Here is a 24,724-nt window from a genome sequence, read left to right as displayed (position 1 = left end):
CGACCGTTCCTCGCCCGCTTCCGCCAGTATCTGCGGGCGGCGTGGACCCGGGCCCTGCTCCTGGTCGACATGAGGCGGGCCGCCCGGCAAGCGGAGCTGGACAATGCGGCACCCGATGGCGGCGGTGCGGCACCGGGTGGTGCGCCGCAGCCGTCCGGCCCGGCGCCGAGCGGTGCGCCCCAGCCGTCGTACGGTCCGGCGTCGTCGCCCGCCCCGAGCGGCGTCCGGCGCCGAGGCGTGCTCAGGACGGTGTGGGCGGCGGCCCGATGGGGCGGGCGCAAGATCCGCGCGGGTTGGCGTCGAACGGCGGGGCTGTTCCGGGCGGTGGGTGCCGTGCTCTCCGAGAAGGCGTTCGAACGCGTCCTCGATGCGCAGGAGGCTCGCCAGGCCGAGCAGCGGGCCAGTTCGCGCAGCGCGGGCGGGCCGTCGTCGAGCTCGGCGACGCCGCCGCACGAGGGGAGCACGGCGGCGCAGGGCGCCCGGAACGTCGCCTACACTGCCGCCACCGCCGCGGACAACATCATGAGCGGCATGGCCGGGCTCCAGCCGGACCCTGAGCTCGCCAACCTGGGCCCGGGCAGCGACGTGACGTCCGGCCGGTCCCACGGGGGCGGGCTCATCACCGCCGCCGCGGGGCCATCGCGGCGCACGGCGCCGGCGGCCGTGAACGGGTCCAGCGGTACGGTCCTCGGCCAGACTCGCAGCTCTTCCGTACCCGCCAGACGGGCGACGGAGCCGCGCCCCCCGGTCGAGAACCGGCAGGCCGCGGAGGCGGCCGGCATGGAGTCGGTGAACACGTCCCGGGGGAGGCGGTCCTCCAGGGAAGCCTCCGGCGCCGAGCGGCCCTACAGCCCACCGCGGCGGTCGCAGGCCGCGCCCCGCGGACTGTCCAACTGACCGGCTCAGCAGCTCAAGCCCGCGCCCGGGTCGACGCCGAGCATCCCGGTGAACCGGGTGTAGGCGTCGACCCGGTCCCGCACCCGCTCCGGGCTCCCGCCGTTGCACTCGATGGAGCCGTTGATGCTGCGGATCGTCTCGCCGAAGCCGCGGCCGCCGGTGATTGCGGTGTGCGCCGGCGTCGTGCCCGCGCCGCTCTGCGACATCCAGAACCACAGGGCGGTTCCCCACGCCACCGCGGCGTCGGTCTTCACCTTGTCCGGGTTGTGGAGCAGATCGACGTGGAGGGCGGCGCCGGCCGCGTTGTAGTTGGTGTTCCAGCTGATCTGCAGCGGGCCTCGGCCGTGGTAGGCGGTCTGGCCGGCCGGGCAGCCGTAGGGCTGGGTGTCGTCGCAGTAGTTGCCCCACGCGGACCGGTCGAGCTCCTCGACGTACTGCAGGCCGCCGGACTCGTGGCTCACGTTCGCGAGGAAGGCGGCCATCTCGCGCTTGCGCACGGTGGCGTTGCCGGTGGTGGCGAAGGCGGGATACCCGCGCATCGCGGTGGCCAGCCCGGCGTAGGTGTAGAACGAGTTCCGGTTCGGGAACATCTGCTCGAACTGCGCCTCGGTCAGCACCGTGCCGGTGGGCGGCGTGGTCTTCTGCCCGGTGGCTGAGGCGGCGGCCGCCGGGCTCGCCGTGGCCGCCGGGCTGCCGGTCGGGCCGGGACCGATCTGCCGGTAGTCGGCGAACCGCGCGCGTACCCGCATCGCATAGTCCGATGGGTCGACGATGATGATGCCGCCCTTGGCTTTCACCGCGTCGATGCCGTCGTGGTAGGCCATGAGGGTCAGCGACAGTTTGTCCCCGTTGACCGCGTGCTGGTCGAGCAGCGTCTGCAGCTGGCCGGCCAGATCGCACAGATAGCGGGCCTGCGCGTGGATGGAGTCGGCCGGGTCGGTGGCGGAGGCGCCGTTGGTGTTGTCGTCGTCGCGGCCGTACTGCTGGAACTGCTCCGGCGTCAGCTGCGATAGGCCGAGCTTGCCGTCCGGGCCCTGCTTGGCGGTGTCCCAGTCGGACTCGATGTCGATCTGGGCGGCCAGGATGACGGGGCTGAGGATGTCGCACTGTGTGGCGGCGTCCTTGAGCGGCTGCACCCAGGCGGCGTTGGGGACGGCCCGCTCCAGCAGCGTGCCCTTGCCGTCGCCGCCGATCAGCGTCGTGCCCCAGGGGGCGTTGCTGCCCGAGGGGTCCGGGATCTCCGTGGAGCCGCCGAGACCGACCATGATGACGATGACGACGAGGAACAGCAGCGCCAGCAATACCAGTGGCAGGCCGAGCAGGCCGACGACGGCGCCGAGGATCATGAGCAGGACGTTCTGGACCGACACCTCTCCCAGCTGGTTCCTGCCCTTCCTGGCCCCCCGGGCCGCCTGCTTCGCCCGCTGTGCCGCGGCCGTCCCCGCCTTGCCGCCCATGCCGCTCATGCGCGCTCCTGCCCTCCGGGAGTTTCGATCGCCGCAATGACGGGCGCGTGCGGCCGCCAGTTCACGCTCCGGCCGGGGAGGGCGCGAGGGCGCCGAGAAACCGGCGGAGCGCGTGAACCGGTCCGGCGCGAGCGCCGTTTAGGGCGCACCCCCGCGGTCGAAGGAGATGAGATACACGTGGGCATTCCATCGGCACCCCCGCGAAGGCCCGGGTCCGAGGGCCGTGGGCGGTTTTCCGACGACCCGGTCGGTACCGGGCCCGATCGGGACGTCGAGGCCGGCACCGGGTCGCTGACGCTCATCGAGCGGCTGCAGGCGAGCCGGCCGCTCCGCTCGGATGACCCCCCGCCGCGGCCGAGCCGGCCGGTGCCGGTGCGTGGCCTGTCCGACAGCGGGTTCGGCTGGGTCGCGGCCCACGGCGGGGCCGGCGCCACATCACTGGCGATGGTGCTCGGCGGGGTCGATCTCGGCTGCCGGTGGCCGGACCCGGCCGCGGGTGATCCGGCGCACGTGGTGCTGACGGCCCGCACCCACGCGGCCGGCATGCGCGCCGCCTCGTGCGCACTGAACGCCATGCGGGAGGGCCGGCACCCGCCCGGCATGAAGCTGGTGACGCTCGTGCTGGTGGCCGACGCGCCCGGCGGGCTCCCGCTGGCCCTGACCAGCCGGGTGCGGGTGCTGCGCTCGGTCGCCCCGGTGATCCGTGTGCCGTGGATCGCCGACTGGCGCGCCGGAAAGCCGGCGCGTTCGCTGCCCAAGCAGCTCATCCGGCTCGGTGAGCTGCTCGGGTCACGCCCGGGAGGGGCGCGATGAAAGACTCCGGCGACAGCTACCTGCCGTGGGCGATCGTCGCGTTCGCCGCGATCAACATGGCCATCTTCGGCGTCCTGTGGCTCGGCGGCACGACCGGCGCGGCGGTGAGCGGCGCCGGGTGGCATCCGCCGCCGTTCGCCATCGGGATCTACGTCGACGTCCTGTTCGGCCGCGTCGGTCTGGTGTGGCCGGGCGCCGACCCGGTCGCCGTGTACGCAGGTATCGGCGTCCTGTTCCTGGTGCTGCTCGTGGTGGCGCTGCTGGTGGTGCGCAAGGTCGTGGCCCGCAACACCAAGCAGAAGGGGCTGGCGCGGGAGCGCGAACTCGGGTCGATGGCCCCGAAGGGCATCGAGGCCCGCGCCCGCGAGCTGCGTCCGTCGCTGGGCGGCGTCGAACGGCTGCACCCCGACGAGACCGGCAACCTGCTCGGCGACCTGCACCCCAACGGCCCCGAGCTGCGATCCTCCTTCGAGGATGTCGAGCTGGACCTGATGGCCCCCCGGGCCGGGAAGTCCACCGGCATTGCCGTGCCGCGGGTGCTGCGGGCGCGCGGCGCGGTCCTGCTCACCTCCAACAAGGCCGACGTCTACGCGGTGACGGTCGCCGAGCGCGCGAGGGCGGGCACGGTGTGGACGTTCGACCCGCAGGCCATCGCCCATGCCCCGCGGCAGATGTGGTGGGACATGCTGGCCACCTGCGTCACCATCGAGGGCGCCCGGAGGCTGGCCGGACACTTCGTCGCCTCCGTCAACGACGACTCGTCCAAGAAGGACTTCTGGATCTCCGCCGCGCAGAACACGCTGACCGCGCTGTTCCTGGCGGCGGCGCGCAGTGGCGCCTCGGTGTCCGACCTGCTCGCCTGGCTTGCCGACCCGGCCGACCGGACCCCGGTCGACCTGCTGCGCGACGTGCGGATGCCGGCGATGGCCGAACAGTTGCAGGGCACGGTGCGCGGGGCGGTGGAGACCCGCGACGGCATCTTCGAGACGGCCCGCCAGTGTGTGTCCTGCCTGCTGGACCCGGAGATCCTGGCCTGGGTGTCGAAAGACGAGCGGCTGCCGCAGTTTCGCCCGGAGCACCACGTCCTTACCAACGACACGCTGTACCTGCTGTCGAAGGACGGCGGCGGCTCCGCGGCCGGGGTGATCGCGGGTCTGGCCGACGCGACGCTGCGCGCCGGTGTCGTGGCGGCGGAGCGGATGGGCGGCCGGCTGGACCCGCCGATGACCGCGGTCCTGGACGAGGCGGCCAACGTCTGCCGGATCTCCGACCTGCCCGATCTCTACAGCCACCTGGGATCCCGGGGGATCAACGTGGTGACGCTGCTGCAGAGCTACCGGCAGGGCCAGCGGGTCTGGGGCGACGCCGGCATGGACGCCATGTGGGGCGCCGCGACCATCAAGCTCCTCGGCGCGGGCCTGGACGACGCGGACTTCGTGGAGAAGATCTCCAAGCTGGTCGGCCAGCACGACGTGAGCACGGTCAGCACCACCAGCAGCAAGGACGGTCGCTCCCGGTCGGTGTCGTACCGGCAGGAGAGCATCCTGCCGCCGGATAAGATCCGCGCCCTGCCGAAGGGCACCGCCCTGCTGCTGGCCACCGGAGTCCGGCCCGCCCTGATCCAGCTGCGCCCCTGGTACAAGGAGCCGGACGCGGCCCGGATCTCGGCCGCCGCGAAGCGGGAGGTCACTGCGATCACCGAGCGCGCCGCGGCGAAGGCGACCATCCCGGACTGGGACGTGCAGACCGCGTACTAGGACTTCCCGCAGAAGGGTCTTGCCATGACGACCACCCTCGGCGAGCAGAGCCCGTCGGTCGATGCCCCGGAGGAAGCAAGCGACGAGCCGTTCTTCATCCTGTACCTCGTCGGCGACGAATACGTCAGCGAGCTGCGGCGGCTGTCGATCTGGGTGGAGAAGCTACTCATCCCGGTCTATGCCCAGGAGGTCACGTCCAGCGCGCCGTGGTGTTCGCGTTGGCGGGACCATCCGGAGGCCATCGCCTATCTGCACGGTCTCTGGCTGGCGTGGCAGGACCGGACCGGGCCGGGCGCGGACATGACCGGCCCGGTGACGTGGCACCGCGACTTTCTCCAGCCGACCATGGACGCGCTGCGCAGCCCCAATGGTCCCTTCGCCGGCTGCAAACCGGGCGCGCACCGGCACAAGGAACGCCCCGCCGTCGACGACGACGGCTCCGTCTGATGCCCACTCGCATCCACATGTGATCGCCATCACACCAGATGAACCGGAGAACCGCGACGCAACGGCGGCCGTTTTTGGCGGCATCTCGCGACGGAAAACGTGCCGCTCGCAACGTCATGACGACGACAGGGAGCTGGAATGACCCAACCATTCGATCCCAATTATGGAATCCACAGCGTCGCGCAGGAGTCCCGATCGAGGTCAATATCCCCCGACCAGGCGGCACCTCGGCCGTCCGTTCGTAGGCGGCGCTCCAGCGAGGAACTGGCTGCGCAAACCCTGGGATACGCGGGCGCGGACAGCGACAATGACAGAGTGCGCCAGGCAAATGTAGTGGATGCCCGAAGCCGGTTCGGGCGGACGTTCGACCAGATTACAGCGGCGCTCGACTATGTGAATATCGGCACCGCCCAAGGTCTGGCGCTCGTCAAGTTCATCGGCGCACAGGCGGCGGCCACTCACCCGAAAGTGGGTAATGGAATCGAGTACGCGGCAAATGTGAGCCAGGGCCTCAACGGCGTCGTGAAGCTTCTGAAAGGAGGGCGGGGATTGTATAACGCCCAGTACCCGCATGAAAAATCAGAGGCTGAGCGGACGATATACTCGGGTATCGCCGACCTTACCGCCGTCGGAGTCGATGTCGCTTCGATGTTGAATTCGGACCTCGTGAGCCTGAGAATCGCCAAAGTTGTGGTGCCATATGTCACGTCGACCATCGATACGACCTGGGAGCGCATCAATCAGGAACGGTATGCGGGGTCCGGACGGCGCAACGCGATCGCCCTTGAGGACAACGTTCCCGGCCAGACGACGACCGCCCGAGATCTGTATGAGGCGGCGCGGATCGTGCACTACGCCGGCACGGACGTAGACCCCGCGGTCTGGCAGAGCAAAGTGCTGAGCAGCATGATGACGATCGCTCCTTACGTCAGCGCCGGGACCAAGCAGGGAAATGCACTGATGACCGTCATCGGCGACTCTCTGAAGGAGGCGGGCACGCCGCTGGCCGGCAAGACGGCTCTCGGCGCCGAATGCGCGGGTACGGGCCTGACCATCATCGGGACGATCACAGAAATGTACCAAAACTACGCCCGGCGCCAGTATGCGCAGATGGCGTTCAACGCTGGGAACCTCGCGGCGGCCGGATTGGCCATCGGCAGCCTGGTCGAGCCGACGGCGCATCTCCGGACGGCGCAGGCAGCCGTGGGCTACGGCGCCACCACGCTCGTGACGGTGGCCGACAGGGTGAACGCATACTGGGCCAGCAAGCATCCGCAGGCGGATGTGGAACAAACGCTGGCCGCCAGGTCCGGCCGGCGGATTCGGCACGCTCAGCCGCTCCAGGACCCTCCGGCGGCCTACCGCGGTGGCAACCAGCAGCAGCGTAGGGGACCGCGGCAGTGAGCCGGCACACGCGAGGCGGCGCCTGAGCCGTCAGGCATGCCGTGTGCCGCCGGTCACGTGACCGGCGGCACACGCGTATCGGCCCGGTGCCGGCGGTTTCCCGGGTGCGGCGTTGAACCCCGCGGCCCGTCGCGTCGTAGGTTGGCTATGGAACCGACGGTCGACGGGGCTTCCGCGGGGCAGCACGGGGCTCCCCGGCTCGACGAGGCACTGCGCCAGCTCAAGGACGTGTATTCGCCGATGCTGCTCAGCTACCTGATGCGGCTGACCAACGGTGACCGGCACCGGGCGGAGGACATCGTCCAGGAGACGCTGATCCGGGCCTGGAACCATCCCGAGGCGCGGCTGCCGGACGGCTACTGGAGCCGGCGGTGGCTGTTCACCGTGGCCCGCCGGATCGCCATCGACCAGATCCGCTCGGTCAACGCGCGGCCACCGGAGCATCCGGACGAGCGGATCGAGGCCTACTCCACGCAGGAGAACGACGTCGATCGGATGCTCGACCGGCGCGAGGTCCGCGAGGCGCTGGCCCGGATGCCGGAGCGGCTGCGCAGCGTCCTCGTGGCAATGTACTTCCAGGACTTCTCCACCGCCGAGGCGGCCGCCGCGCTGGGCGTGCCGCAGGGCACCGTCAAGTCGCGGATGTACCACGCCATGCGCGCCCTGCGCGAGGAGCTCGTGGAGCGCGGGTTCAACCCCGGCCGGGTCAAGCCGGCCGCCGAGGTCACCGACCCCCCTGCCGACCCGGGCCGCACCGCCGCGCAGGCCCGCAAGGCGGCCAAGGAGCCGAAGCGCTGAACGCAGAACCCGCCGGATGAACCGCAGCCTTCGCTGAGCCGTCCTGAGGCCGCTGCCGAAGCGCCAAGACGAGACCGGCGAGAGGATTGCCGATGCCCAGGACTGTCCGCCTGATACTCGTGGTGGCGGTGTGCCTCACCGGGATAGGCGCACCCGCCGCGGCTTGGGCCGCGGAAAGCGGGTACGTCAAGTTCTACACCGTGGCCAAGAGTTATGACGGCGCCGCGGAGAACCTCACGGAGATCGCGAGCCGGTTCCTGGGCGACGGCCGGCGCGCCGAGGAGATCTTCACCCTCAACGTCGGCCGCCCGCAGCCGGCCGGGGCGAGCCTGGCGGACCCGGCCCAGCTGCGTGCCGGCTGGTACCTCGTGCTGCCGTGGGACGCGGTCGGCAACGGTGTCGCCTACGGTCTCCTGCCCGCCGCCGCCCCCGCCTCCGCTCCGGCGACCACCGCGGCCCCGCCGGCGACCATGGCCCCACCGGCGCCCAGGTCCACGGCCACCGGGAGCGCGCCGGCCGGCGTACCGGACACCGGACGGCGCCCTTCGCCGGCATCGCCGGCTCCGGCGTCGTCCGCGCCGGTCGGCACCGCGGCTCCGGTCGGGTGCGCCACCGCGGCGCCGGCCGCGACGGCGGACGCCTGGGCGCAGAACACGGTCGCCGCCGACAAAGCGTGGCCGCGCAGCCGCGGCAAGGGGCAGGTCGTCGCCGTCGTCGACTCCGGAGTGAACGGCCGCGTGGCCCGCCTCTCCGGCCACGTCAACACCGGCGCCGACGTCTCGAGCGCCAGCGGCCGGGGCGACAACGACTGTCTCGGCACCGGTACCGCCATCGCCGGTCTCATCGTCGCGCAGGCGGACCAGAGCGGCAGCGGTGCGGGCGTCGCCCCGGACGCGGTCGTCCTGCCGATCCGGGTGGTCGGCAGCACACCGCGGGCGGACCCGTCCCGGCAGGTCGCCGCGATCAAGGCCGCCGTCTCCGGCAACGCCGGCGTCATCGCGCTCGGCCAGTACATCGACCTGGCCGACCGCGACGTGGTCGCCGCGATCACCGACGCGCTCGGCCACGACGTGCTGGTGATCGTGGAGGCGCCGCCCGCCGTGCCGGCGAGTGCCTCGACGAACGTGTTCACCACGCAGGGACCCGAGCTGCCCGCCGACGATGCGCTGATCAGGGTGGGCGGCATCGGCGCCGACGGCAAGCAGCCGCTGGCGTACCGGCCGGGCGCGGTCGATGTGGTCGCGCCCGCGGTCGGCGTCGAGGCCGTCGCGATGGGCGGCGGCACCGCCCAGGTCACCGGCACCCACCTCGCGGTGGCGTTCGTGGCCGGCGTCGCGGCCCTGGTCCGGGCGGCCGGCCCGGGGCTGGACGCCAAGCAGGCCGGTCGCATCGTGCGCACCTCGTCGGCCAAGGTGGGCGACGGCAAGGTACCCGACCGGGCGTTCGGCTACGGCATGGTGAACGCGGCCGCCGCGGTCGGCGCCGTGCCGGACGCGAACGCCGGACCGATCGGGACCACGACGGCGAGCCGGTCGGGTGGCGGCTCCGGCCGGTGGATCCTGCTGCTGGGCCCGCTGCTGCTGCTCGGGGCCGGTGGATATCTGCTCCTGCGGGGTCTGCGGCGGCGTCGCGGCGGGTCCGCCGAGGAGGATTGGCCGGCCGTCGCCGACGAGCCGTGGCCGCAGCCGCCGGTGCCGCAGCCCGCTGCGCGGCCGCGGGTGGCCGAGATGGCGATGTCCATGCCCGTCGCCGGGCGGATGCCGGAGCCGGAGGAGACGTACGGCCCGCGGACGGCCGAGGCGCCCGCGGCGTCGGCGTCGGATTGGCGGGCGGCGCGGAACCTGGCCGGGACCGAGGAGCACTGGAGCGACCGGTACGACGAATCCGCCGAGTTCTACGACGAGTCCGCCGACGACGGCAGCGCGTACGACGACGGCGGCGCCGGCGAGTTCGGCCCTGACCACCGCGGCCTGCGCGACGATCCCCGCCTGCCCGGCGGGGAGCCCGGCCGGGACGGCTGAGCGGCCGCTACGGGCCGGCCGTCGCCCCGGCGATCGAGGCGACGGCCGGCCCGGGAGCCGCGGTCAGGTGGTGGCCGGCGCGGGCCTGGGCAGGTAGGCCGACACGACCGGGGTACCGTCGGACAGCGTCACGGTGAAGAACGACAACTCCGCGACGGTCACCGGCGCCGCCCCGCTGACCTGCTGCGCCGCGTCGGACCCGGTCCACTCGGCGACCACCCGGGTCGTACCGTCGGAGGTGACGGCATAGAGCTGGTACCGGCTGTCGTGGTGAAGTCCGGTGACGGTGGCGTGGATGGTCACCCGGCCGTCGTGGCCGGTGGCGAGCACCGAGAGGTGCGCACCGGTGGCGGTGTTCTGCGCGGTCGCGGCGAGCGTGATGACCACCGGATCGGGCGGGGCGCTCGGACCGCTCAGGCCCAGCGTCACGAACGTGACGGCCGAGGTCACCACGACCAGAGCCAGACCAGCGAGGCCCAGCCGGCTTCGGCTGTGCAGCCGGCCGCGGGCGGAGGACGGCCGAGCGGCCGGACGTCCGGCGGCCGGGCGGGCCGGCTTCAAAGCCCGGTCCGGGCGCTGTGGCGGCTCGGCGGGGCCGGCTGCGGCGGCCGGTGCGGCGGACGCCGTCGCGGCCTCGGGGCGGAGCACGCCGAACTCGGCCACCACCTCGCGGCTGTCCTCGTCGGTGAGCAGGACCAGCGCATCCAGGACCACGGCCAGCTCGTCGGCTTCCAGCCGGCACGCGGGACAGGTCGCGAGGTGACGCTCGACGGCGTCACGCTCGGGCGGGGCGAGCTCGCCCAGCAGGTGTGCACCAAGCGAGAGCCGCACATGCGGGTCACCGGCGGAGTCAGTCACTCTGCATCAGATCCTCAAGCCACCCCGGCGCTCGCCCCGGGACCACGGTCTCCAAATTACGTGGCCGGGCCCTGCCGGGTTCACCGCGCAGACGGGACGTTCGGGTGAACCCGGGCCCCGGCCGGACCGGCTCAGCCGCGCACAGCGTCGTCGCCGGCCGTCTCGAACGGATCGGTTGCAGCATCGTCGTCCGGGTCGTCGTCGCCGGCGCGGGATCCGGCGCGGAGCTGGCGGATACGCAGAATGAGCAGAACCGCCGCACCCAGGCCGATGAGCGCGATGAAGACCAGTACGGTGGTCCGGCCGCCGTCGGACGGCGAGTCACCGGCGGGCCGCGCGGCCGGCTGCGCCGAACGCCGCTCCTCGGGCAGTTCCCGGGTGACGGACTGGCCCGGGTTGATCAGGCCGTAGCCGTACCGGCCGTCCGGGAGGGCGTCGCTCATCTTGTCCGCGGTGGCCTCGATCCGGTGCACGACCTGCTCGGCGCTGAGGTCCGGGTAGGCCGCTCGGACCAGGGCGGCCTCACCGGCCACGTAGGCGACCGCGTACTGGGTGCCGGTGCCGGTGATGCCGAGGCTGGTGATGTTCACGCCCGGCGCCACCACGTCAACCGCCCCAAGCCGGTAGGCCGCGGCCTGCTCCCCGTCCACGCTGATGCCCGCGACCCGGACGGTGGCCTTGGACGGCGATCCGGCCGCGGTGTCGATCGGCGTCGAGCTGAGCGGGGCGCCGCAGACGACCACCACGTCGTGCCGGGCGGCCTCGGCGATCGCGGCGGCGACCGTCGCGTCGCCGCAGTCCACATAGGAGCCCACTGCGATGACCGTTGCCCCGGCCGCCGTCGCGACCTCGATGGCGGTGGCCCCGTCGACCGGCTGGGCCGTCTTGGCCGCACCGGTGACCACCCGGATCGGCATGGCCACCGCGTCCGGAGCGATGCCGCGCAGCGTGCTGCTCTGCGTGGGCTGGGCGACGATGAGACCGGCCATGGCCGTACCCGAACCCAGGCAGTCGGTGTCGCCCCGGCCCGTGCCCGCCACGACGTCGGTGCCGACCGTGACGTGCCCGGTGAGCGGCGCGAGGCTGCCGTCCGCGCCGGAGTCCACGATCGCGACCAGCTGACCCTTGCCGCTGGTGTGGGTCAGTGCCGTCTCGGGCGCGAGCCGGAGCGTCGCCCAGTCGGACTGGGCCGAGCCGGACGTGGCGGCCACGCTGCACGAGCCGCCGGCGCCGGGGGCGGTACTCGGTGCGATGGAGGGCGCCGGCGGCTTCGGAGCGGCGACGGTACTGGCCTGACCTGGACTTGGCGCCGGGCCGGACGCCGCGGGCGCCGTGGTGGGCAGCAGGCCGTACTGCACGCCGGGGCCGACCGCGTCCCAGGGCAGTACCAGCTGCCACCCAGCGTGCAGCTGGTTGCCGTCGGCGAGCGCGCTGCCGTCGGGCTGCGGGCGCCCGGTGTTGAGGTCGAAGACCTGGACGGAGCGCGCGCCGTCGCCGAGGAACCGGGCGGCGATCTCCACCAGGTTCTCCGGTGTGCCGTTGTACGACGACGTGACCGTGTAGTACTTCACGAAGTCGTCGTTGTCGGACGGAGCCGCCGCGACCGGTGGCGTCGCGAGGCCGATGATGCCGGCGCCGAGCGCCACGGCCAGCCCGAACCCCACCCCGGCGCGCCGGGCGGTGGACAACGTCATCGCATCTCCCAGGTCGCTGTTGGCATCACTACGGCCGGGGCCGGGCGTGAGTTCATCGCGGCCGGAAAATTGCCGGCCGCATGTGTGACCCTCCGGGGATCGGGACGCGTAGTAGGGGCGTTGACGGGCCGGTTGCGTCCCTCGGCCCCGGTCAGGAGGTGTCCTATGCAGCCAGCCGTGCGTCACCGCCCGGCCGGGGCACTCGAGCGTCGGCGCATCGCCGGCCTGTTCGACCTATGCCTGGTCCGGGACTCCACCGGCGCGGTGACCCTGCCTCACGGCCCGGCCGAGGCGCTGAGCGCTCGCCGGCTCGCCGATCTCGTCCTCGTAGGCGGAGGCGGCGAGGACGACGTGCGGATCCTGGTCGACGACGGCGCACGGTCGGCGGCGCTCTTCGGCGAGCTGGCCGGGTTGCTGGGCCGCGACGTGCTGGTGTCCCCGGCCGGCACGGCGATGTCGTCCCGGCGGGCTTCCGGCGGCGCGCCAGAGCTCGTCCCGGTGGACGCCGAGGGCAACGTCCGGGACTGGCAGGTGATCCAGCCGCCGGAGTTGGCGACCGCGCTGCCCGGCTGGTTCACGCTGAGCGGCGGTACTGTCCGCCACCGCCGGGGCACGGTCGCGCTCCCGCTGCCCAATGGGCTGGCGCTGGCCACCCGGGCGGACTTCGTGAGCCGCCGGGCGTCCACCGCCCGGCTGCGCGCCGGGCACCCGGACCTGACGACGGTCGCGGTGACCGTCCGCGACGGCGGGTTCGTGATCGGCGCATATGACGGGACGCAGGACGTGCGCTCCGCGGCCGGCCTCGCCGCGGCCGTGGCCGACCTGCCGCTGTTCGGCACCGATCTGCGGCTGTGGCTGGCCTGGCCGTCCGCGCCGCACGAGCGCAGCCGCCTGGCCGCGCAGGCCGCCGAGCTGGCGCGGCTCAGCGGCGCCACCGTGTGGACCCCGCCGATCGGCGGCCGCGCGGTCGTCATGGACGACGGCGGCGACCTCGGCGCGATCGACGCCGACGGGCGTCCGGCCGGCTGGCACGACTACCCGCCGACGGGCGAGCACCGCTCCGCGGCGTTGGAGACCGATCGGCACGGCCGGCTGGTCCCGGCCAAACCGATCACGATCAGTGCCCCGCCGGTCGCCGCTGCTGATGATGAGGTCCCTCCGCCGGAGGTGGCGCCGCTCGACGTGCCCCCGTCGGCCGATGCGCCTCCGCCGGACGAGGTGCTCCCGGAGCTGGCGGCGCCGGTCACCGACGGGGTCCTCGAGCGTCGGCACGAGGACCCCGGCCCACCGGTCGGCCTGCGGCCGCCCATCGCACGCCGCTCGCGCCGGGGCAGCGCCCACGGGGTCGCGTGGCTCCCGCGCCGCCCGCCGGTCAATACCGAGCCGTTCGAGGTGTACGTCCCCTGCGCCACGACGCCGCGACGGGCGGCGGTCGACGGGGTGCCGAGCCCGGACCTGTTCCTGCTCGGGCGACTCGAACCCCGGCCGATCACCGAGCCCAGAGCCCCGCAGTACCTCCTGCGGATCCGGGTCGAGGCCGGCGGAGCGGTCGAGCTCGGGCACCTCAGCGTCCGGGTGCCGTCCCACCTGCAGCATCTGGTCCACCTCGGCCTGTACCTGCTGCCGATCGGCTGGCTGGAGCAGGCGCGCCTGGTCGGCGGGTACGAGCTGACCGAGGGTGGCCCTGTCCCCGTCGACCGGATCGCCGACGAACCGGTCACGATCCGCAGCACCGGTGCCCGGCACGGGATCGACGGGCTGCCGAACGAGGCCGTGCGGTGGCCGCAGCGACGGCCCGGGACGGCGTACGCGATGGTGCCGGAGACGGGAACCGAGGCCGGTCAGCCGGGCCACCGGCTGCCGCTGCTGCGCCGCCGACCGCGGCCGGAGGACGGGTTCCGGCTGGTGCAGCTGCGCATACCGCGCCGCCGGGCGATCGACGCCGGGCGGACCGCGGCCGCACTGGGCCAGCTCACCGCACTGCGGCCCGGGGACGCCGAGCCGGCGGAGGCCGATCAAGGCCTGGTGCTACCGTCCCGTTCCTACGAACGCGTCGAAGTCCGGCGCGTCTACCTGCCCGTCGACGGCCGCTGGCGCCGGGCTGCCGGCGCCGCCGCGCCCCTGGCGGACCTCCTCCGACCGGCCGACGCGCAGAGCCCAGCGGGCCCGGAGCGCGCCGCCGACGACGATCGCGACGCTGCGCCCGGCGCTGCTGCCGACTAGATCGCGCACCTCGCGCAGCTCCTGGCCGTGCAGGGCGCCGGCAGCGCAGAACACGGCGCCGGTGAACGGGGCATCGGTGGCCGTCCCGGCGAGTACTGTCATCCCGCCGTCCGGGTCGGGACCGTCCGCGCCCCGGGCCGGTAGGGCATTGTCGAGCACCGCCACGTCGAGTCCGCGGGCGGCCAGCCGGCGGGTGATCGTGCCGGCCAGCCACTTGCGGTCCTCGGCCGCCCCGGCCACGGTGATGACGTCCGGCGCGCGGGCGAGGTCGAGGTACAGCCGCCGGCCGTCACCGGATCCGAGGATGACCGGCACCATGCCGGCGCCGGGCGCCCGTTCGCCCGGTCCGAGCCAGCGGTAGGCCGGTCCGGAGGGCGCGGTGCGCGCCCCGATGAGCGAGACGCCGATGGTGTACCCGCCCTCGTCCACCTCACCGAGCAGCGCCGGGAAGGAGCCGGGGTCTTGCTCGTCATCGCGGATCGGCGGGCCATCCGGCTCCCCTTCGTCAGCGGGTTCGTTGCCGGTCGGGTCAACGGCGGGTTCGATGCTCGCCGGTGGAGCCGGGCGCTGCAGGACGGCCCGCGGGATACGGACGGTGGGGGAGGCGGCGGCGGCCGGTCGGTCCCACCACGCGTCGGCGGGTGCGGGCACCGGCCGGCGGCGCCGCGGCATCTTCTTCGTGAAGGCCAGCGCCATGGCCGCGAACAGCACCATGAGGACCACGGAGGCGATCCGGATCAGCGCGGTGTCCGCCAGGGCGGACCCGGCCCCGGTCGAGGCGGTCCCGGCCGGTGGCGCCTCCGGCGGGCCGGACGCGGGCCCGGGCGGCCGGGATACCGCCGCGGAGGGTGCGCCCGCCGCGGGCGTGAACTGCGGGAGCGGACCGGTGCGCACGCCTGGGCCGCCGGCGTCGGGCGGCAGCACCAGGATCCACCCGGTGTGCAGCTCCAGCGGGTCGGTGAGCCGGCCGCCGTCCGGCTGCGCCCGGTCCTGGTTCAGCACGAAGATCTCCTGCGCCCGCTTGCCGCTGCCGAGCGTCTTGACGGCGATCTCGTACAGATATTCGCGCTGCCCGTTGAGGGGCGGCCCGACCACGTAGTACTTCACGGTGTCCGCCGACGCCGCGAGCGGATGGACGAGCAGGGCGAGGAGCCCGCTCAGCACCGCGACGACGAGACCCCGCCGATTCGTCATGACCGTACAACGTTACGGGCGCCGGGAATGTTCATCGGCCACACGCATCGAGCCGCGGCGCTCGGGCGGTGTCCTGAGCCCCCGGATGGGCCCCTCCGGGCCTTTCGGCTCACTCGGCCCGGCCGGTGGACCGGTTAGCGTTCACGGCAGAGCCGATTTGGGTCTTTCTGTGCTCCGGTGAAGGGAGCGGGTGGTGGCGGCGATGTCGGACGGCGGCCGGCGGCTGACATTCTGGTGGACCGGCATGAGCCGGCGCACGTCGGCGGTGGTGTGTGCGCTGCTGACGCTGGCAATCGTGGCCGCCGGGCTGGTCGGCTACGCGGTCACCGCGGTTGGCAGCAACACGCTGCAGGGTACGGCGATCGACGACGCGACCGCGCGGACGGTGTCCCTCGCCGCACTGTCGTGCCCGCAGCTGTCCGGCCCGAAGCTCGCCGGCCAGTTGCTGGCGAACGCGGGACTCGCGGCGGACGGCACCGCCCCGTCGCGGCCCGGTGACGCGCCGGCCGGGCTGACCGGCGGGGCGTTCGAGCGGTGGAAGCCGTGGCCCAACGCGAATCCACGGGATCGCTCGGCCACCGTCTACGCGCTGGCCCATTTCATGTGCGACCTGGCGGGCCAGGTGCGGCTGACCGGACTCGCCGGCGACCAGTGGCGGCTCGCGCTGGCCGCCTACCACTCGGGCCTGCCGGCGGTCGGCTCGGCCCGGGGGATACCCGAAGCCGCGAAGGGCTACGTCGGTACGGTCGAGGGCTACACGGCCTGGTACGCCCGGCAGTCCGCCTTCGGCGGCTCCGAGCGGCCGCCGTCGCCGAGCACCTCGGCGCGCTTGGGAGTCCCTCCGGCGGCGGGCTCGCCGGCAGCCGTCCCCGACAAGTACCTGGCGGCCATCGGCGCGGCCGGTAGCGTCTGCCCGCAGGTCACGCCGGCCCGGATCGCGGCGCAGCTGATGGCCGCCTCCGGCTTCGACCCGAATCACCGCTCCGCAGACGGCGCGATGGGCATCGCCGGCTTCCGCAATGACGTGTGGAGCTACTACGGGCCCCCGTCCGGCTCACCGTGGGACCCGGAGCTGGCCGTCTGGGTGCTCGGCACCGCGATGTGCGATCTGCTCGGCACCTTCACCAGGGTGGGCGGCGATCCCTACGACTCCGCGCTCGCGGCGTTCCGCACCGGCACCACGGCCGTCCGGCAGGCCGGCGGGGTGCCGAGGGTGCCTGGCGTTGCCGACTTCGTGTCGCGGGTGGACGGCTTCGCCGACTTCTACCACACCGTCGGCGCGTTCGGGCCGCCGAGCCCGATGCCGTCCACGGCGCCGCCCACGCCGAGCCCGTCGCCGGTCGCGACGACGGGTCGCCCGCCGGCATCACGGGCCACGCCCACGCCCACGCCGACGTCGATGCCGACTGTGACGAAACCGGCGCCCACGCGGTACAAAATCATCAATGTCCTGAGTGGCAAGGTGGTCGCCGTCGCCGGCTCGTCCCGCAAGGAGGGCGACGTCGTGGTGCAGGCGGCGGACGGCACGGACGCCTCGCGGCTGTGGATCCTGATCGCCGACACCGGCGGCACGGTGCGCATCCGCAGCGTCTTCAACGGATTCGACCTGTCGCCGCAGAACGCCTCGACCAGCGAGTTCGCGTTCATCACGCAGGTGCGCGACACGAGCACGCCGGCGACCCGCTGGCAGCTCGTCGACACGGGCGGCGGGGTGTACAAGGTCAAGAACGCGGGGAGCGGCTTCCTGCTGGCCCTGCAGCGGATGGTCACCACCGACGGCACCAAGCTGTTCCAGCACCACGACAACGGCACGGCCGACCACCTCTGGCGGATCGTCCCGGCCGGCTGACGTCGATGCTGCACCGGACCGGAACGGCCGGCATGGCGATCGTCACATAGCCGGTACGCAGGGTCGATCTGCGCCGATGACGGATTTGTTTGATTCCCTGGCAAACCGTCAGTACGGTGAGCGCAGAACGCACGGCCAATGCCCTAGGAGTACGTTCCGTGACCGTCCCGGAGGCATCCACCGAGCCGAGCGATCCACCGGTCGTCGGGCCGGCCGGTCTGGACGGAAGTCTGCGGCCCCGGCACTGGGTCGGCATCGGCGTCCTCGCCAGCAGCGTGATCGTGGCGGCGTTCGTCCTGCCACCCCTGATCATGACCGGTGACGGCACGCCGCCGCAGGGCGCGGGCGGCCCGGCCCTGACGCCGGCCTCGACGCCGGCAACGGGCGCGAGCCCGACCGGCCTAGCCGGCAGCGCGGCGCCGGACGCGGACGGCGGACCGATGCTGGCGGGCACGACCGAGACCTGCGCGCCCGCATCGACCGGTCGGCCCACGGCGACCGGCGCACCCAGGTCGACCATGCGGTTCGAGCCGCTCACCGTACAGGCCGAGGACCCGGCCAGCACGCTGGTCGGCGGCGCCGCGGTGAAGGACTGCGAGCTGTGTGACGGGGGCGCCCGGGTGCGCTACATCGACGGCGATGCCAGCGTGACGCTGCACTTCGCCGTCCCGTCCGCCGGCAACCGGCAGATCACCGTGGTCTACGAGCTCGACGGTCGGCGGCGGCTCAAGACCTCCGTCAACGGCAGCGAGCCGCTCTCGGTCACCCTCACCGGCACCAGCTGGAACAAGCCCAGCTCGTACATGTTCTCGGCCGCTGTGCCGGCGGGCCGGGTCGACATCCGGTTCTACAACGACGAGGGCCCGGCTCCGGACCTCGACAAAGTCGTCCTCTCCTGAGGGCGGACGATGCACCGGATCGCCGCTCAGGCCGCCGTCTGCCGAGCCCTGCTGCTGGGGCGCCTGGTGCTCTCGTTCGCCGCGGTGGGCGTGGGCATCCGGCTGGTCGGTGACTCTTCACGGCAGTTGCTCACGCTGGCCGTCATCGGCATCGCCACGGGATTGCAGCTGTGGGCGTTGAGCCAGTTCCCGCAGGTCGTGCGGTGGCGGCTGCTTGCGCTGGCCGCGGACTCCGTGCTCGTGCTGGGGGTCCTGCTGTCCAGCCAGGGCGGGGTGGCCTACTTCTGCTTCGCGGCCGCCTCCGCCGCGCTGGCCGGATCGCTGCTGGGCACCGCCGGTCTGCCGTTGTGGGGCGGGCACGCCGTGCTGGGTTTCGCGGTGTCGGTCCAGGTCCTCCGCGCCGCCGGCCCGGTACCGGGCATGCTCGCGCAGTTCGTGGTGGCGCTGCCAATGACCGACCTCGTGTGCGGCCTCGGCGCCGCGGCGCTGACCGGCGCGGTCGCCCGCTATCTCGAGATGTCGATGGCCGCCACAGCCGCGGCGCAGCGCGCCGCCGCCGCGTCCGAGCGGGCCCGGCTGGCCCGCGAACTGCACGACTCGGTCGCCAAGACCCTCCGCGGGGTCTCCTTCGCCGCGCTGGCACTGCCCGCCTCGCTGCGACGCCAACCTGACCTGGCCGAGCAGCTCGCCCTGACCATCTCGGCGGGGGCGGACACTGCCGTGCGCGAGTCTCGTGAGCTGCTGGCGGCGCTGCGCCGGGACGTACCCGACCGGCCGTTCATCGACACCGTGCGCATGGTCTGCGACGCCTGGCAGGACAGCGCCGGCATCCGCGTCGAGCTGGTCGCCGCCGCCGTGGAGCCGCCCCTCGCGGCGCGCTACGAGCTGGCCCAGATCCTGTACGAGGCGCTTCGCAACGTCGCCGCCCACGCTCGCGCCACGCTCGTCATGGTCCGGCTCGCGGCCACGGCCGGGACGCTGGAGCTGTCCGTGCGCGACAACGGCACCGGCTTCGCCGTACCCGAGGACCTGACCGTCCTGTCCGTCGCCGGCAGTTTCGGCATCATCGGCATGCGGGAGCGGGCCCAGGCGGTGGGCGGGACGTTGGACATCCGATCACGCCCCGGCGCCGGCACCGAGCTCGTCGTCCGGGCTCCGGCGACGCCCGAGGACGCGCACAGCAGGAAGGTGTACCGATGATCGACGTCCTGATCGTGGACGACAACCCGATCGTACGGGCGGCGATCCGGGCCTACCTCGCCGCCGCCGACGACATCCACGTCGCCGGTGAGGCGGGCGACGGCCGCACGGCGGTCACCGCCGTGCAGCGGCTGCGGCCCACGGTCACCCTCCTCGACCACCGAATGCCGATCGCCGACGGGCTGAGCATCATCGGTCAGCTCGCCGAGCAGACGTCGGTCCTGGTCCTGACCAGCGACTCCGGCGAGGCGCTGATCGCCGGGATGCTGCGCGGCGGCGCGCGGGGCTACCTGGTGCACGGCGAGTTCGACCCGCCGGACCTGCTGCGCGCGGTGCGTGCGGTCGCCGCCGGGATGGCCTGGCTCTCCCCGGTGGTCGCCGCCGTCACCGTCTCGACGATGCGCGAGCAGGCCGCCCGCGACCAGGCCGAGCTGGGCCGGGCCGACCGGCTGCGCGAGATCCGGGAGCAGTTCGGCCTGACCCAGCGCGAGCGGGAGGTCCTCGACCTGCTGTGTGGCGGGCACTCCAACGCGGCGATCGCCCGGCGGCTGCTGCTGACCGAGAAGACCGTGAAGAACCACCTCCACCACATCTTCACCAAGCTCGGCGCCAACAATCGCACCGAGGCCGCGATGCGCTGGTCGGGCCGCCAGTAGCGGCGCAACGACCGGCACCGCTAACACCGGCCGTCCTGCGCGCCGGCCTCGACGCGGCGCAGCCACAGCGCCCGTGCTCCCCGGCGGGGGCCGGGCCCGCACCACGTACGCGTACGACCAGGGTGCACCGTCGACGGGCGCACCGTTCGACCTGGTGACCACGAAGACGACCGCGCTGTGCTACGGCACCGCGACGTGCGTGGCCGACGACGCGCGCACCACGACCACGGCGTACGACTGGAATCTGCGCCAGCCGGTCACGGTCACCGAGGACCCGGGCGGCCTGGCGCTGGCCACCCGCACCGGCTACGACCCGAACACCGGTCAGGTCGTCACCACCACACAGCCGGCCGGTGGTACCACCACGAACACTCCGGCCACCCGCATCACCGTCCACTATCGTCCGGGTTCCGGCTCCGGCTACACGGAGTGTGACAACCACGCCGAATGGGCCGGGCTGGCGTCCGGACCTTCACCTACGACGGGGGCACCGAACGCCGCGGCCTGCTGACGCAGGTCACCGACACCCAGGCCGGCACGATGACCGGGACGTACGATGCCGGCGGCCGGCTCGTCACCGAGGCGTGGCCGAACGGGATCAACGTCGCCATGCGCTACGCCGAGGACGGCATGCTCGACGGCATCGCCTACGAACAACCGGGTTGCGGCCAGAGCACCTGCACCCTCTACACCGAGAGTGCCGGCCGGTCGGCGCACGGCCAGATCCGCGGCCTCACGTCGTCACCACCCAGCGTTACGTCAACGACACCGTCAACGGCGCCTGCACCACCCGGGTCCAGGTGTTCAACACCGCCTCCGACCGCACCACCCTGACCACCTACGGCGCGGCGACCGGCGGCGCCTGCCAGAGCACCACCTCACCGTCGGACACGACCTGGACCTACGACACGGCGAGCCGGGCGTTGACCTTCGACATCAACTTCGGTCGTCCCGTGTTCGGCAACTGGCGCTGGGCGTCGTTCACTCTGACGATCAAGGGCTCCAGCTTGCTCAGATTCGGCTTCGTCCCGTTCTCCAAGAGGTCTGATCCCGGGTTCGCCGCCGGGCCGACGGCCGACGTAGCTCGGCCCGGCGGCGCTACCCTGGACCACATCGGCCATACCGACAGATCCGGGACGCTCCATGGTCATCGAGTTCGGCGCATTCCAGGAACGGCTTTCCTTGTACCTGGCGCAGCGCAGGGCAATGCCGTTCCTCGCCGCCGGGCACATGTTCCAGCTCGACCTCGTCGCCCGCCTGCGCTCGGCCCGGCTGGCCGCGCCGGTGCGTCTGCAGGTGACCGACGCCGAGCGGCCCGCCGGGGACTACCTGTTCGCCCTGTACACGTGGCAGACCCTCGGCGCCCGGCCCGAGTCGCGGGTCGCCGGGTTCGCCGTCGACCTGGACACGCTCGAACCGGCCCCCGACGTCGCGCAAGGCCTGCCGCAGCTGCTGTTGCGGGCTGAGGCCACGGACCGGCCGGTCGACGGCAGACGGGCCGGTCCCATCCTCGACGCTCTGGTCGAGCAGCAGCGGCGCCAGGACCTGGCCGAGGCCACCCCGGCCAGCTCGGAGCACGTCGATCGCACCCTGCGGCGGCTCGACGCCCACCATCACCGGGCCACCCGACTCGCCGCAGCAGAGTCGCCCGTCAAGCACGAACGGGTCGACCGCACGTACCTGCTTCGGCGGGCGGCGATCGAGGCGAGCCGGACCGCTGACGTCGTCGGCCGCCGGCTCGCCGCCGGGACCCTCGTGGTGCGGCCGGTCGGACCTTGCAGTATCTAAGGTTCCGCACTGGCCTGGCGTCGTGATGGCGGCTCGTACTGCAACGGCGGTTGGGTTGACTGTGCACCGAGCACGCGGGAGAGGTGTCGCCAGACGGAATGCGCGCCTGCTGCGCTGGGCCGACTGGGACGTCGACGCCGTCCGCGACTACTTCATTGAGCTACCCGAGCCTGCGGGACGTGCCGGTCCCGGTCGACATCGTCAACGTGTTCCGCGCCCCGGACGCCTTGCCGGGCCTGGCCCGGGACGCGGTCGCGACCGGCGCGGGGACGTTGAGGACCAAGTCCGGTGTGATCAACGCCCAGGGCGCGCAGATCGCCGAGGACGGCGGGCTCACCGTGGTCGTGGACCGCTGCCTGAAGTTCGAGCACGCCCGGTACGTCGGACGGATGCACTGGCTCGGGGTTCAACACCCAGCGCATCACGTGTGTCCGGGGTGGCCTGCAGTAGCCGTTCCCGCTCAGGTGTCGGGGCAGGTCGCGTAGGCGGCGGCGAGGATCTGGTCGGTGACGGCCTCCGGGTGGGAGATTAGGGTCAGGTGTGACCCGCCGGGGACCCGCAGGATCTTGGCGTTGGCGCGTTGCGCCATGGACTGCTGCGAGTCCGGCGTGATGATCTTGTCGGCGGTCCCGATGACGTACCGCGACGGGATCGTCTTCCACGCCGCCGCCTTCGACGGGGTGGTGAACGCGCTCATCGCGGCCGGTCGTTGCCCGGCCCACAGCGCCGTCGCGGCAGGCTTCGGCAGGTCGGGTCCGAACGACTGCAGGAAGACCGGCTGCTTCAGGTACAGCAGCACGTCGCCCGAGGGCGCGCCCGGGAGCGACACCTGGTCGTAGAGCGTGTCCGCCGGCCCGCCCAGCGCGGAGGTCTTGCCGCTGAGCTGCCCGGTGGTCTCACCGACGGCGGGTGCGGCCGCATCGACGTAGACCAGCTGCTTTACGTTGGGGTTGCCCGCGGCGGCGTTGGTGATGACGGATCCGCCGTACGAGTGCCCGACGAGGACAATCGGCCCGTCGATCGTCTTGAGGAACGCGGCCAGGCCGGCGGCGTCACTGGTGAGCCCGCGCAGCGGATTGGCGAAGGCGCGCACCTTGTACCCCTCCTGCTGCAACCGCTCGGTCTCGCCGGACCAGCTCGATGTCCCCGCCCAGGCGCCGTGGACGAGCACGACGGTCGGTTTCACGGCGCAGGCGACGGCCGATGGGGTCGGCTGCGCGTTCGGCGGGCCGCTCACCGTGAACCCCGCCAGTGCCAGGACGGTCGCCAGGATCTGCTTGCAGCGCGTTTTCATCGCAATTCCTCCCGCTGCAGACGGTGCATGGTGGCGGGGATGCCGACGGCGAGGTCGCTCGCCGCCGTAGTCACCGGCATGCCGGTGGCGAGTTCGAACCCGGCGCTGCCCACCGGCCCCCAGTCGGGGCCGAGCTCGTCGAGGGCCGGCCGGATCGCCCGCAACGCCGCGAGTGCGGGGGTCCGCTCCGGCGGGCCTGCACCGCACCTGAGGTCCTCCGGCCGGGCGATGGTCAGCACGCACTGGACCGGGACCGCCGTGGCGTGCCGCTGGTGCCTCGCCGGGCCCCGCATGCCGACCGGGAGGTGACCACGCGCGGCGGTGCCCCGGCGCACGACCGCCCACGGCGCCCGGGCCAGGGAGTCGGCCACCCACGCCGGTTCTGCGCCGGGGAGCCCGCCAGCGAGTCCGTCGGTGAGGTGGACCAGGTCGTGCGGGCGGGCGGCGGTCATCGCTGGCTCCATTGGGCGGTGAGGGCGGCGCGGACGGCCTGGGACGCCTTGCGGGCCGTCTCGCCTGGTCCGAGTCGAGGCGCCGGGACAGGTCGGTGGGTCCGGTGCTGGCGTCGGTCGCGGCGGCGCGGACCGCCGCCGCGCGTCCATATGCAGCGTCGAGCCGATGAACATGTCGATCGCGTACTGCCCAGCGAGCTGGCACAGCACCCGGTTCGAGCGCAGCGGCCCCTCGGCGCCGGTGAAGAAGACGTCGGGTCGTTCGGCAACGTACCGGTTCATGCCGGACTCGCCGCCGAAGCAGTGCACCGAACAGCGGCTCCAGGAAGAACGGGCGGTCGGCCCGCTCGATCAGGTCGATCCAGTCACCCGGGATGTCCACCTGCGGCAGCGCCCCGGCCGGCACGATCTCGTCGGCCTGCACCACGACGACCCCGTCGTGAAATGCGGTCGCCTCGGCGATCGTCGGCGAGTCCTCGGTGCTCGGCCCGGTGTACAGGTTGCCGTGCTGGTCCGCCGACGCGGCGCACAGCAGCGCGCCGTCCGGCCGGAGGTCCACGAGCATCCGCGCCTACAGCTCGACGTAGGTGTGGATCGCGCCGACCGACACCGTGCCGTCCGCGACCAGCTGCGCCATCCGCACGCTCTGCGGCCCCGCGTAGGCCAGGTCCAGCTGCGTCGCCAGGCCCCGCTCGAACAGGTCGAGTGCTCGGCGTGGGACACCGACCCGATCAGCATGTGCAGGTCGTGCAGCCGGCCCGGGTCACAACCGGCCAGGGTCCGGCTCAAGAAGTCGGCCTGTTTCTGATTGTCACCCTCCGACGCCACCCGGTCGCCCGGGTGGATGACGGCCTCCAGCACCTGCCGCAGCGCGTCGGATCGGATCACCTTGCCGTCGACGTGCTCTGTGGCGGCCGCGATCCGCCGCCGCTTCGTGGTGCGTCGCCGGTCCCTGACTGTCTCGCTCATCGGCTTCCCACCAATCAGGAGACTCCGTGTTCGGTCTCCTACCGT

At 73.0% G+C, this 24,724-nt stretch carries 20 protein-coding genes and 3 pseudogenes; 15 read left to right on the top strand and 8 right to left on the bottom strand.

Annotation, left to right across the window (positions count from 1 at the left end):
• Window positions 1–333 precede the first annotated feature (333 nt).
• A complete protein-coding gene (locus AC6JBM_RS20220) occupies window positions 334–897 on the top strand; it encodes a hypothetical protein (protein ID WP_497985141.1) in 564 nt (187 codons plus the stop codon).
• Window positions 898–902: 5 nt separating this feature from the next.
• Here AC6JBM_RS20220 and AC6JBM_RS20215 read toward each other — a convergent pair whose 3' ends face one another.
• Entirely contained in the window at window positions 903–2,363 is a 1,461-nt protein-coding gene (locus tag AC6JBM_RS20215; protein WP_497985140.1) for a glycoside hydrolase family 19 protein, read from the bottom strand.
• A gap of 177 nt (window positions 2,364–2,540) precedes the next feature.
• Here AC6JBM_RS20215 and AC6JBM_RS20210 point away from each other — a divergent pair, with 177 nt between their 5' ends.
• The 6 genes from AC6JBM_RS20210 to AC6JBM_RS20185 all read left to right on the top strand — a co-directional run bounded on the left by AC6JBM_RS20210 (window position 2,541) and on the right by AC6JBM_RS20185 (window position 9,603).
• Window positions 2,541–3,176, top strand: a complete 636-nt coding sequence (locus AC6JBM_RS20210; RefSeq protein WP_497985139.1) for a hypothetical protein — start codon at window positions 2,541–2,543, stop codon at window positions 3,174–3,176.
• Window positions 3,173–4,933: a type IV secretory system conjugative DNA transfer family protein gene (locus AC6JBM_RS20205; RefSeq protein ID WP_497985138.1), complete on the top strand. Its 1,761-nt coding sequence runs from the start codon at window positions 3,173–3,175 to the stop codon at window positions 4,931–4,933. Before AC6JBM_RS20210 ends, AC6JBM_RS20205 begins: the two co-directional genes overlap by 4 nt.
• A 24-nt stretch (window positions 4,934–4,957) precedes the next feature.
• Window positions 4,958–5,380 carry a DUF4913 domain-containing protein gene (locus tag AC6JBM_RS20200; RefSeq protein WP_497985137.1) on the top strand — a complete coding sequence of 141 codons (423 nt, stop codon included), beginning with the start codon at window positions 4,958–4,960 and terminating at the stop codon, window positions 5,378–5,380.
• A gap of 138 nt (window positions 5,381–5,518) precedes the next feature.
• Window positions 5,519–6,784, top strand: coding sequence for a hypothetical protein (locus AC6JBM_RS20195; RefSeq protein WP_497985136.1), 1,266 nt, complete (start codon window positions 5,519–5,521; stop codon window positions 6,782–6,784).
• 147 nt (window positions 6,785–6,931) lie between these two features.
• Complete coding sequence (locus AC6JBM_RS20190) at window positions 6,932–7,582, top strand: sigma-70 family RNA polymerase sigma factor (RefSeq protein ID WP_497985135.1); 651 nt, start codon at window positions 6,932–6,934, stop codon at window positions 7,580–7,582.
• 92 nt (window positions 7,583–7,674) lie between these two features.
• A complete protein-coding gene (locus AC6JBM_RS20185) occupies window positions 7,675–9,603 on the top strand; it encodes a S8 family serine peptidase (protein WP_497985134.1) in 1,929 nt (642 codons plus the stop codon).
• Between the two features lie 63 nt (window positions 9,604–9,666).
• Here the strand turns inward: AC6JBM_RS20185 and AC6JBM_RS20180 are convergent, their stop codons facing one another.
• Entirely contained in the window at window positions 9,667–10,461 is a 795-nt protein-coding gene (locus AC6JBM_RS20180; protein ID WP_497985133.1) for a zf-HC2 domain-containing protein, read from the bottom strand.
• 131 nt (window positions 10,462–10,592) lie between these two features.
• A complete protein-coding gene (locus tag AC6JBM_RS20175) occupies window positions 10,593–12,155 on the bottom strand; it encodes a S8 family serine peptidase (protein WP_497985132.1) in 1,563 nt (520 codons plus the stop codon).
• Between the two features lie 165 nt (window positions 12,156–12,320).
• Between AC6JBM_RS20175 and AC6JBM_RS20170 the strand changes: the two genes are divergently transcribed.
• The 8 genes from AC6JBM_RS20170 to AC6JBM_RS20135 all read left to right on the top strand — a co-directional run bounded on the left by AC6JBM_RS20170 (window position 12,321) and on the right by AC6JBM_RS20135 (window position 22,449).
• Window positions 12,321–14,378, top strand: coding sequence for a hypothetical protein (locus AC6JBM_RS20170; protein WP_497985131.1), 2,058 nt, complete (start codon window positions 12,321–12,323; stop codon window positions 14,376–14,378).
• A 1,396-nt stretch (window positions 14,379–15,774) separates the two neighbouring features.
• A complete protein-coding gene (locus tag AC6JBM_RS20165; protein ID WP_497986498.1) occupies window positions 15,775–17,421 on the top strand; it encodes an RICIN domain-containing protein in 1,647 nt (548 codons plus the stop codon).
• A gap of 158 nt (window positions 17,422–17,579) precedes the next feature.
• Complete coding sequence (locus tag AC6JBM_RS20160) at window positions 17,580–18,320, top strand: carbohydrate-binding protein (protein WP_497985130.1); 741 nt, start codon at window positions 17,580–17,582, stop codon at window positions 18,318–18,320.
• Window positions 18,321–18,329: 9 nt separating this feature from the next.
• Window positions 18,330–19,520: a sensor histidine kinase gene (locus tag AC6JBM_RS20155; RefSeq protein WP_497985129.1), complete on the top strand. Its 1,191-nt coding sequence runs from the start codon at window positions 18,330–18,332 to the stop codon at window positions 19,518–19,520.
• Complete coding sequence (locus AC6JBM_RS20150; protein ID WP_497985128.1) at window positions 19,517–20,176, top strand: LuxR C-terminal-related transcriptional regulator; 660 nt, start codon at window positions 19,517–19,519, stop codon at window positions 20,174–20,176. The genes AC6JBM_RS20155 and AC6JBM_RS20150 overlap by 4 nt, the downstream gene beginning before the upstream one ends.
• 154 nt (window positions 20,177–20,330) lie before the next feature.
• On the top strand, window positions 20,331–20,687 hold the full coding sequence (locus tag AC6JBM_RS20145; RefSeq protein WP_497985127.1) for a hypothetical protein: 357 nt from the start codon (window positions 20,331–20,333) through the stop codon (window positions 20,685–20,687).
• A 632-nt stretch (window positions 20,688–21,319) separates the two neighbouring features.
• Complete coding sequence (locus AC6JBM_RS20140) at window positions 21,320–21,964, top strand: hypothetical protein (RefSeq protein WP_497985126.1); 645 nt, start codon at window positions 21,320–21,322, stop codon at window positions 21,962–21,964.
• Between the two features lie 179 nt (window positions 21,965–22,143).
• Window positions 22,144–22,449: a CoA-binding protein gene (locus AC6JBM_RS20135; protein WP_497985125.1), complete on the top strand. Its 306-nt coding sequence runs from the start codon at window positions 22,144–22,146 to the stop codon at window positions 22,447–22,449.
• On the opposite strand, the gene AC6JBM_RS20130 is transcribed toward AC6JBM_RS20135, so the two are convergent.
• From AC6JBM_RS20130 to AC6JBM_RS20110, 5 genes and pseudogenes are all read right to left on the bottom strand, one after another.
• On the bottom strand, window positions 22,425–23,258 hold the full coding sequence (locus AC6JBM_RS20130; RefSeq protein ID WP_497986497.1) for an alpha/beta fold hydrolase: 834 nt from the start codon (window positions 23,256–23,258) through the stop codon (window positions 22,425–22,427). The genes AC6JBM_RS20135 and AC6JBM_RS20130 overlap by 25 nt on opposite strands.
• Complete coding sequence (locus AC6JBM_RS20125; protein ID WP_497986496.1) at window positions 23,255–23,710, bottom strand: malonate decarboxylase holo-ACP synthase; 456 nt, start codon at window positions 23,708–23,710, stop codon at window positions 23,255–23,257. The genes AC6JBM_RS20130 and AC6JBM_RS20125 overlap by 4 nt, the downstream gene beginning before the upstream one ends.
• Before the next feature lie 189 nt (window positions 23,711–23,899).
• Window positions 23,900–23,992 (bottom strand): annotated as a pseudogene (locus AC6JBM_RS20120) (malonate decarboxylase subunit alpha); the annotation flags it as partial.
• A gap of 108 nt (window positions 23,993–24,100) precedes the next feature.
• Window positions 24,101–24,275: pseudogene (locus AC6JBM_RS20115) on the bottom strand (malonate decarboxylase subunit alpha); the annotation flags it as partial.
• A gap of 197 nt (window positions 24,276–24,472) precedes the next feature.
• Window positions 24,473–24,679 (bottom strand): annotated as a pseudogene (locus tag AC6JBM_RS20110) (malonate decarboxylase subunit alpha); the annotation flags it as partial.
• Between the last annotated feature and the right edge of the window lie 45 nt (window positions 24,680–24,724).

This window comes from Dactylosporangium thailandense (assembly GCF_059739745.1).
This window is presented reverse-complemented; position numbering and strand designations above follow the sequence as displayed.

Coding starts and splice junctions, on each gene's coding strand:
- AC6JBM_RS20215 (WP_497985140.1), bottom strand. CDS start 2,363: ATGAGCGGCATGGGCGGCAAGGCGGGGACGGCCGCGGCACAGCGGGCG.
- AC6JBM_RS20185 (WP_497985134.1), top strand. CDS start 7,675: ATGCCCAGGACTGTCCGCCTGATACTCGTGGTGGCGGTGTGCCTCACC.
- AC6JBM_RS20195 (WP_497985136.1), top strand. CDS start 5,519: ATGACCCAACCATTCGATCCCAATTATGGAATCCACAGCGTCGCGCAG.
- AC6JBM_RS20175 (WP_497985132.1), bottom strand. CDS start 12,155: ATGACGTTGTCCACCGCCCGGCGCGCCGGGGTGGGGTTCGGGCTGGCC.
- AC6JBM_RS20140 (WP_497985126.1), top strand. CDS start 21,320: ATGGTCATCGAGTTCGGCGCATTCCAGGAACGGCTTTCCTTGTACCTG.
- AC6JBM_RS20130 (WP_497986497.1), bottom strand. CDS start 23,258: ATGAAAACGCGCTGCAAGCAGATCCTGGCGACCGTCCTGGCACTGGCG.
- AC6JBM_RS20200 (WP_497985137.1), top strand. CDS start 4,958: ATGACGACCACCCTCGGCGAGCAGAGCCCGTCGGTCGATGCCCCGGAG.
- AC6JBM_RS20205 (WP_497985138.1), top strand. CDS start 3,173: ATGAAAGACTCCGGCGACAGCTACCTGCCGTGGGCGATCGTCGCGTTC.
- AC6JBM_RS20190 (WP_497985135.1), top strand. CDS start 6,932: ATGGAACCGACGGTCGACGGGGCTTCCGCGGGGCAGCACGGGGCTCCC.
- AC6JBM_RS20125 (WP_497986496.1), bottom strand. CDS start 23,710: ATGACCGCCGCCCGCCCGCACGACCTGGTCCACCTCACCGACGGACTC.
- AC6JBM_RS20170 (WP_497985131.1), top strand. CDS start 12,321: ATGCAGCCAGCCGTGCGTCACCGCCCGGCCGGGGCACTCGAGCGTCGG.
- AC6JBM_RS20155 (WP_497985129.1), top strand. CDS start 18,330: ATGCACCGGATCGCCGCTCAGGCCGCCGTCTGCCGAGCCCTGCTGCTG.
- AC6JBM_RS20165 (WP_497986498.1), top strand. CDS start 15,775: ATGTCGGACGGCGGCCGGCGGCTGACATTCTGGTGGACCGGCATGAGC.
- AC6JBM_RS20150 (WP_497985128.1), top strand. CDS start 19,517: ATGATCGACGTCCTGATCGTGGACGACAACCCGATCGTACGGGCGGCG.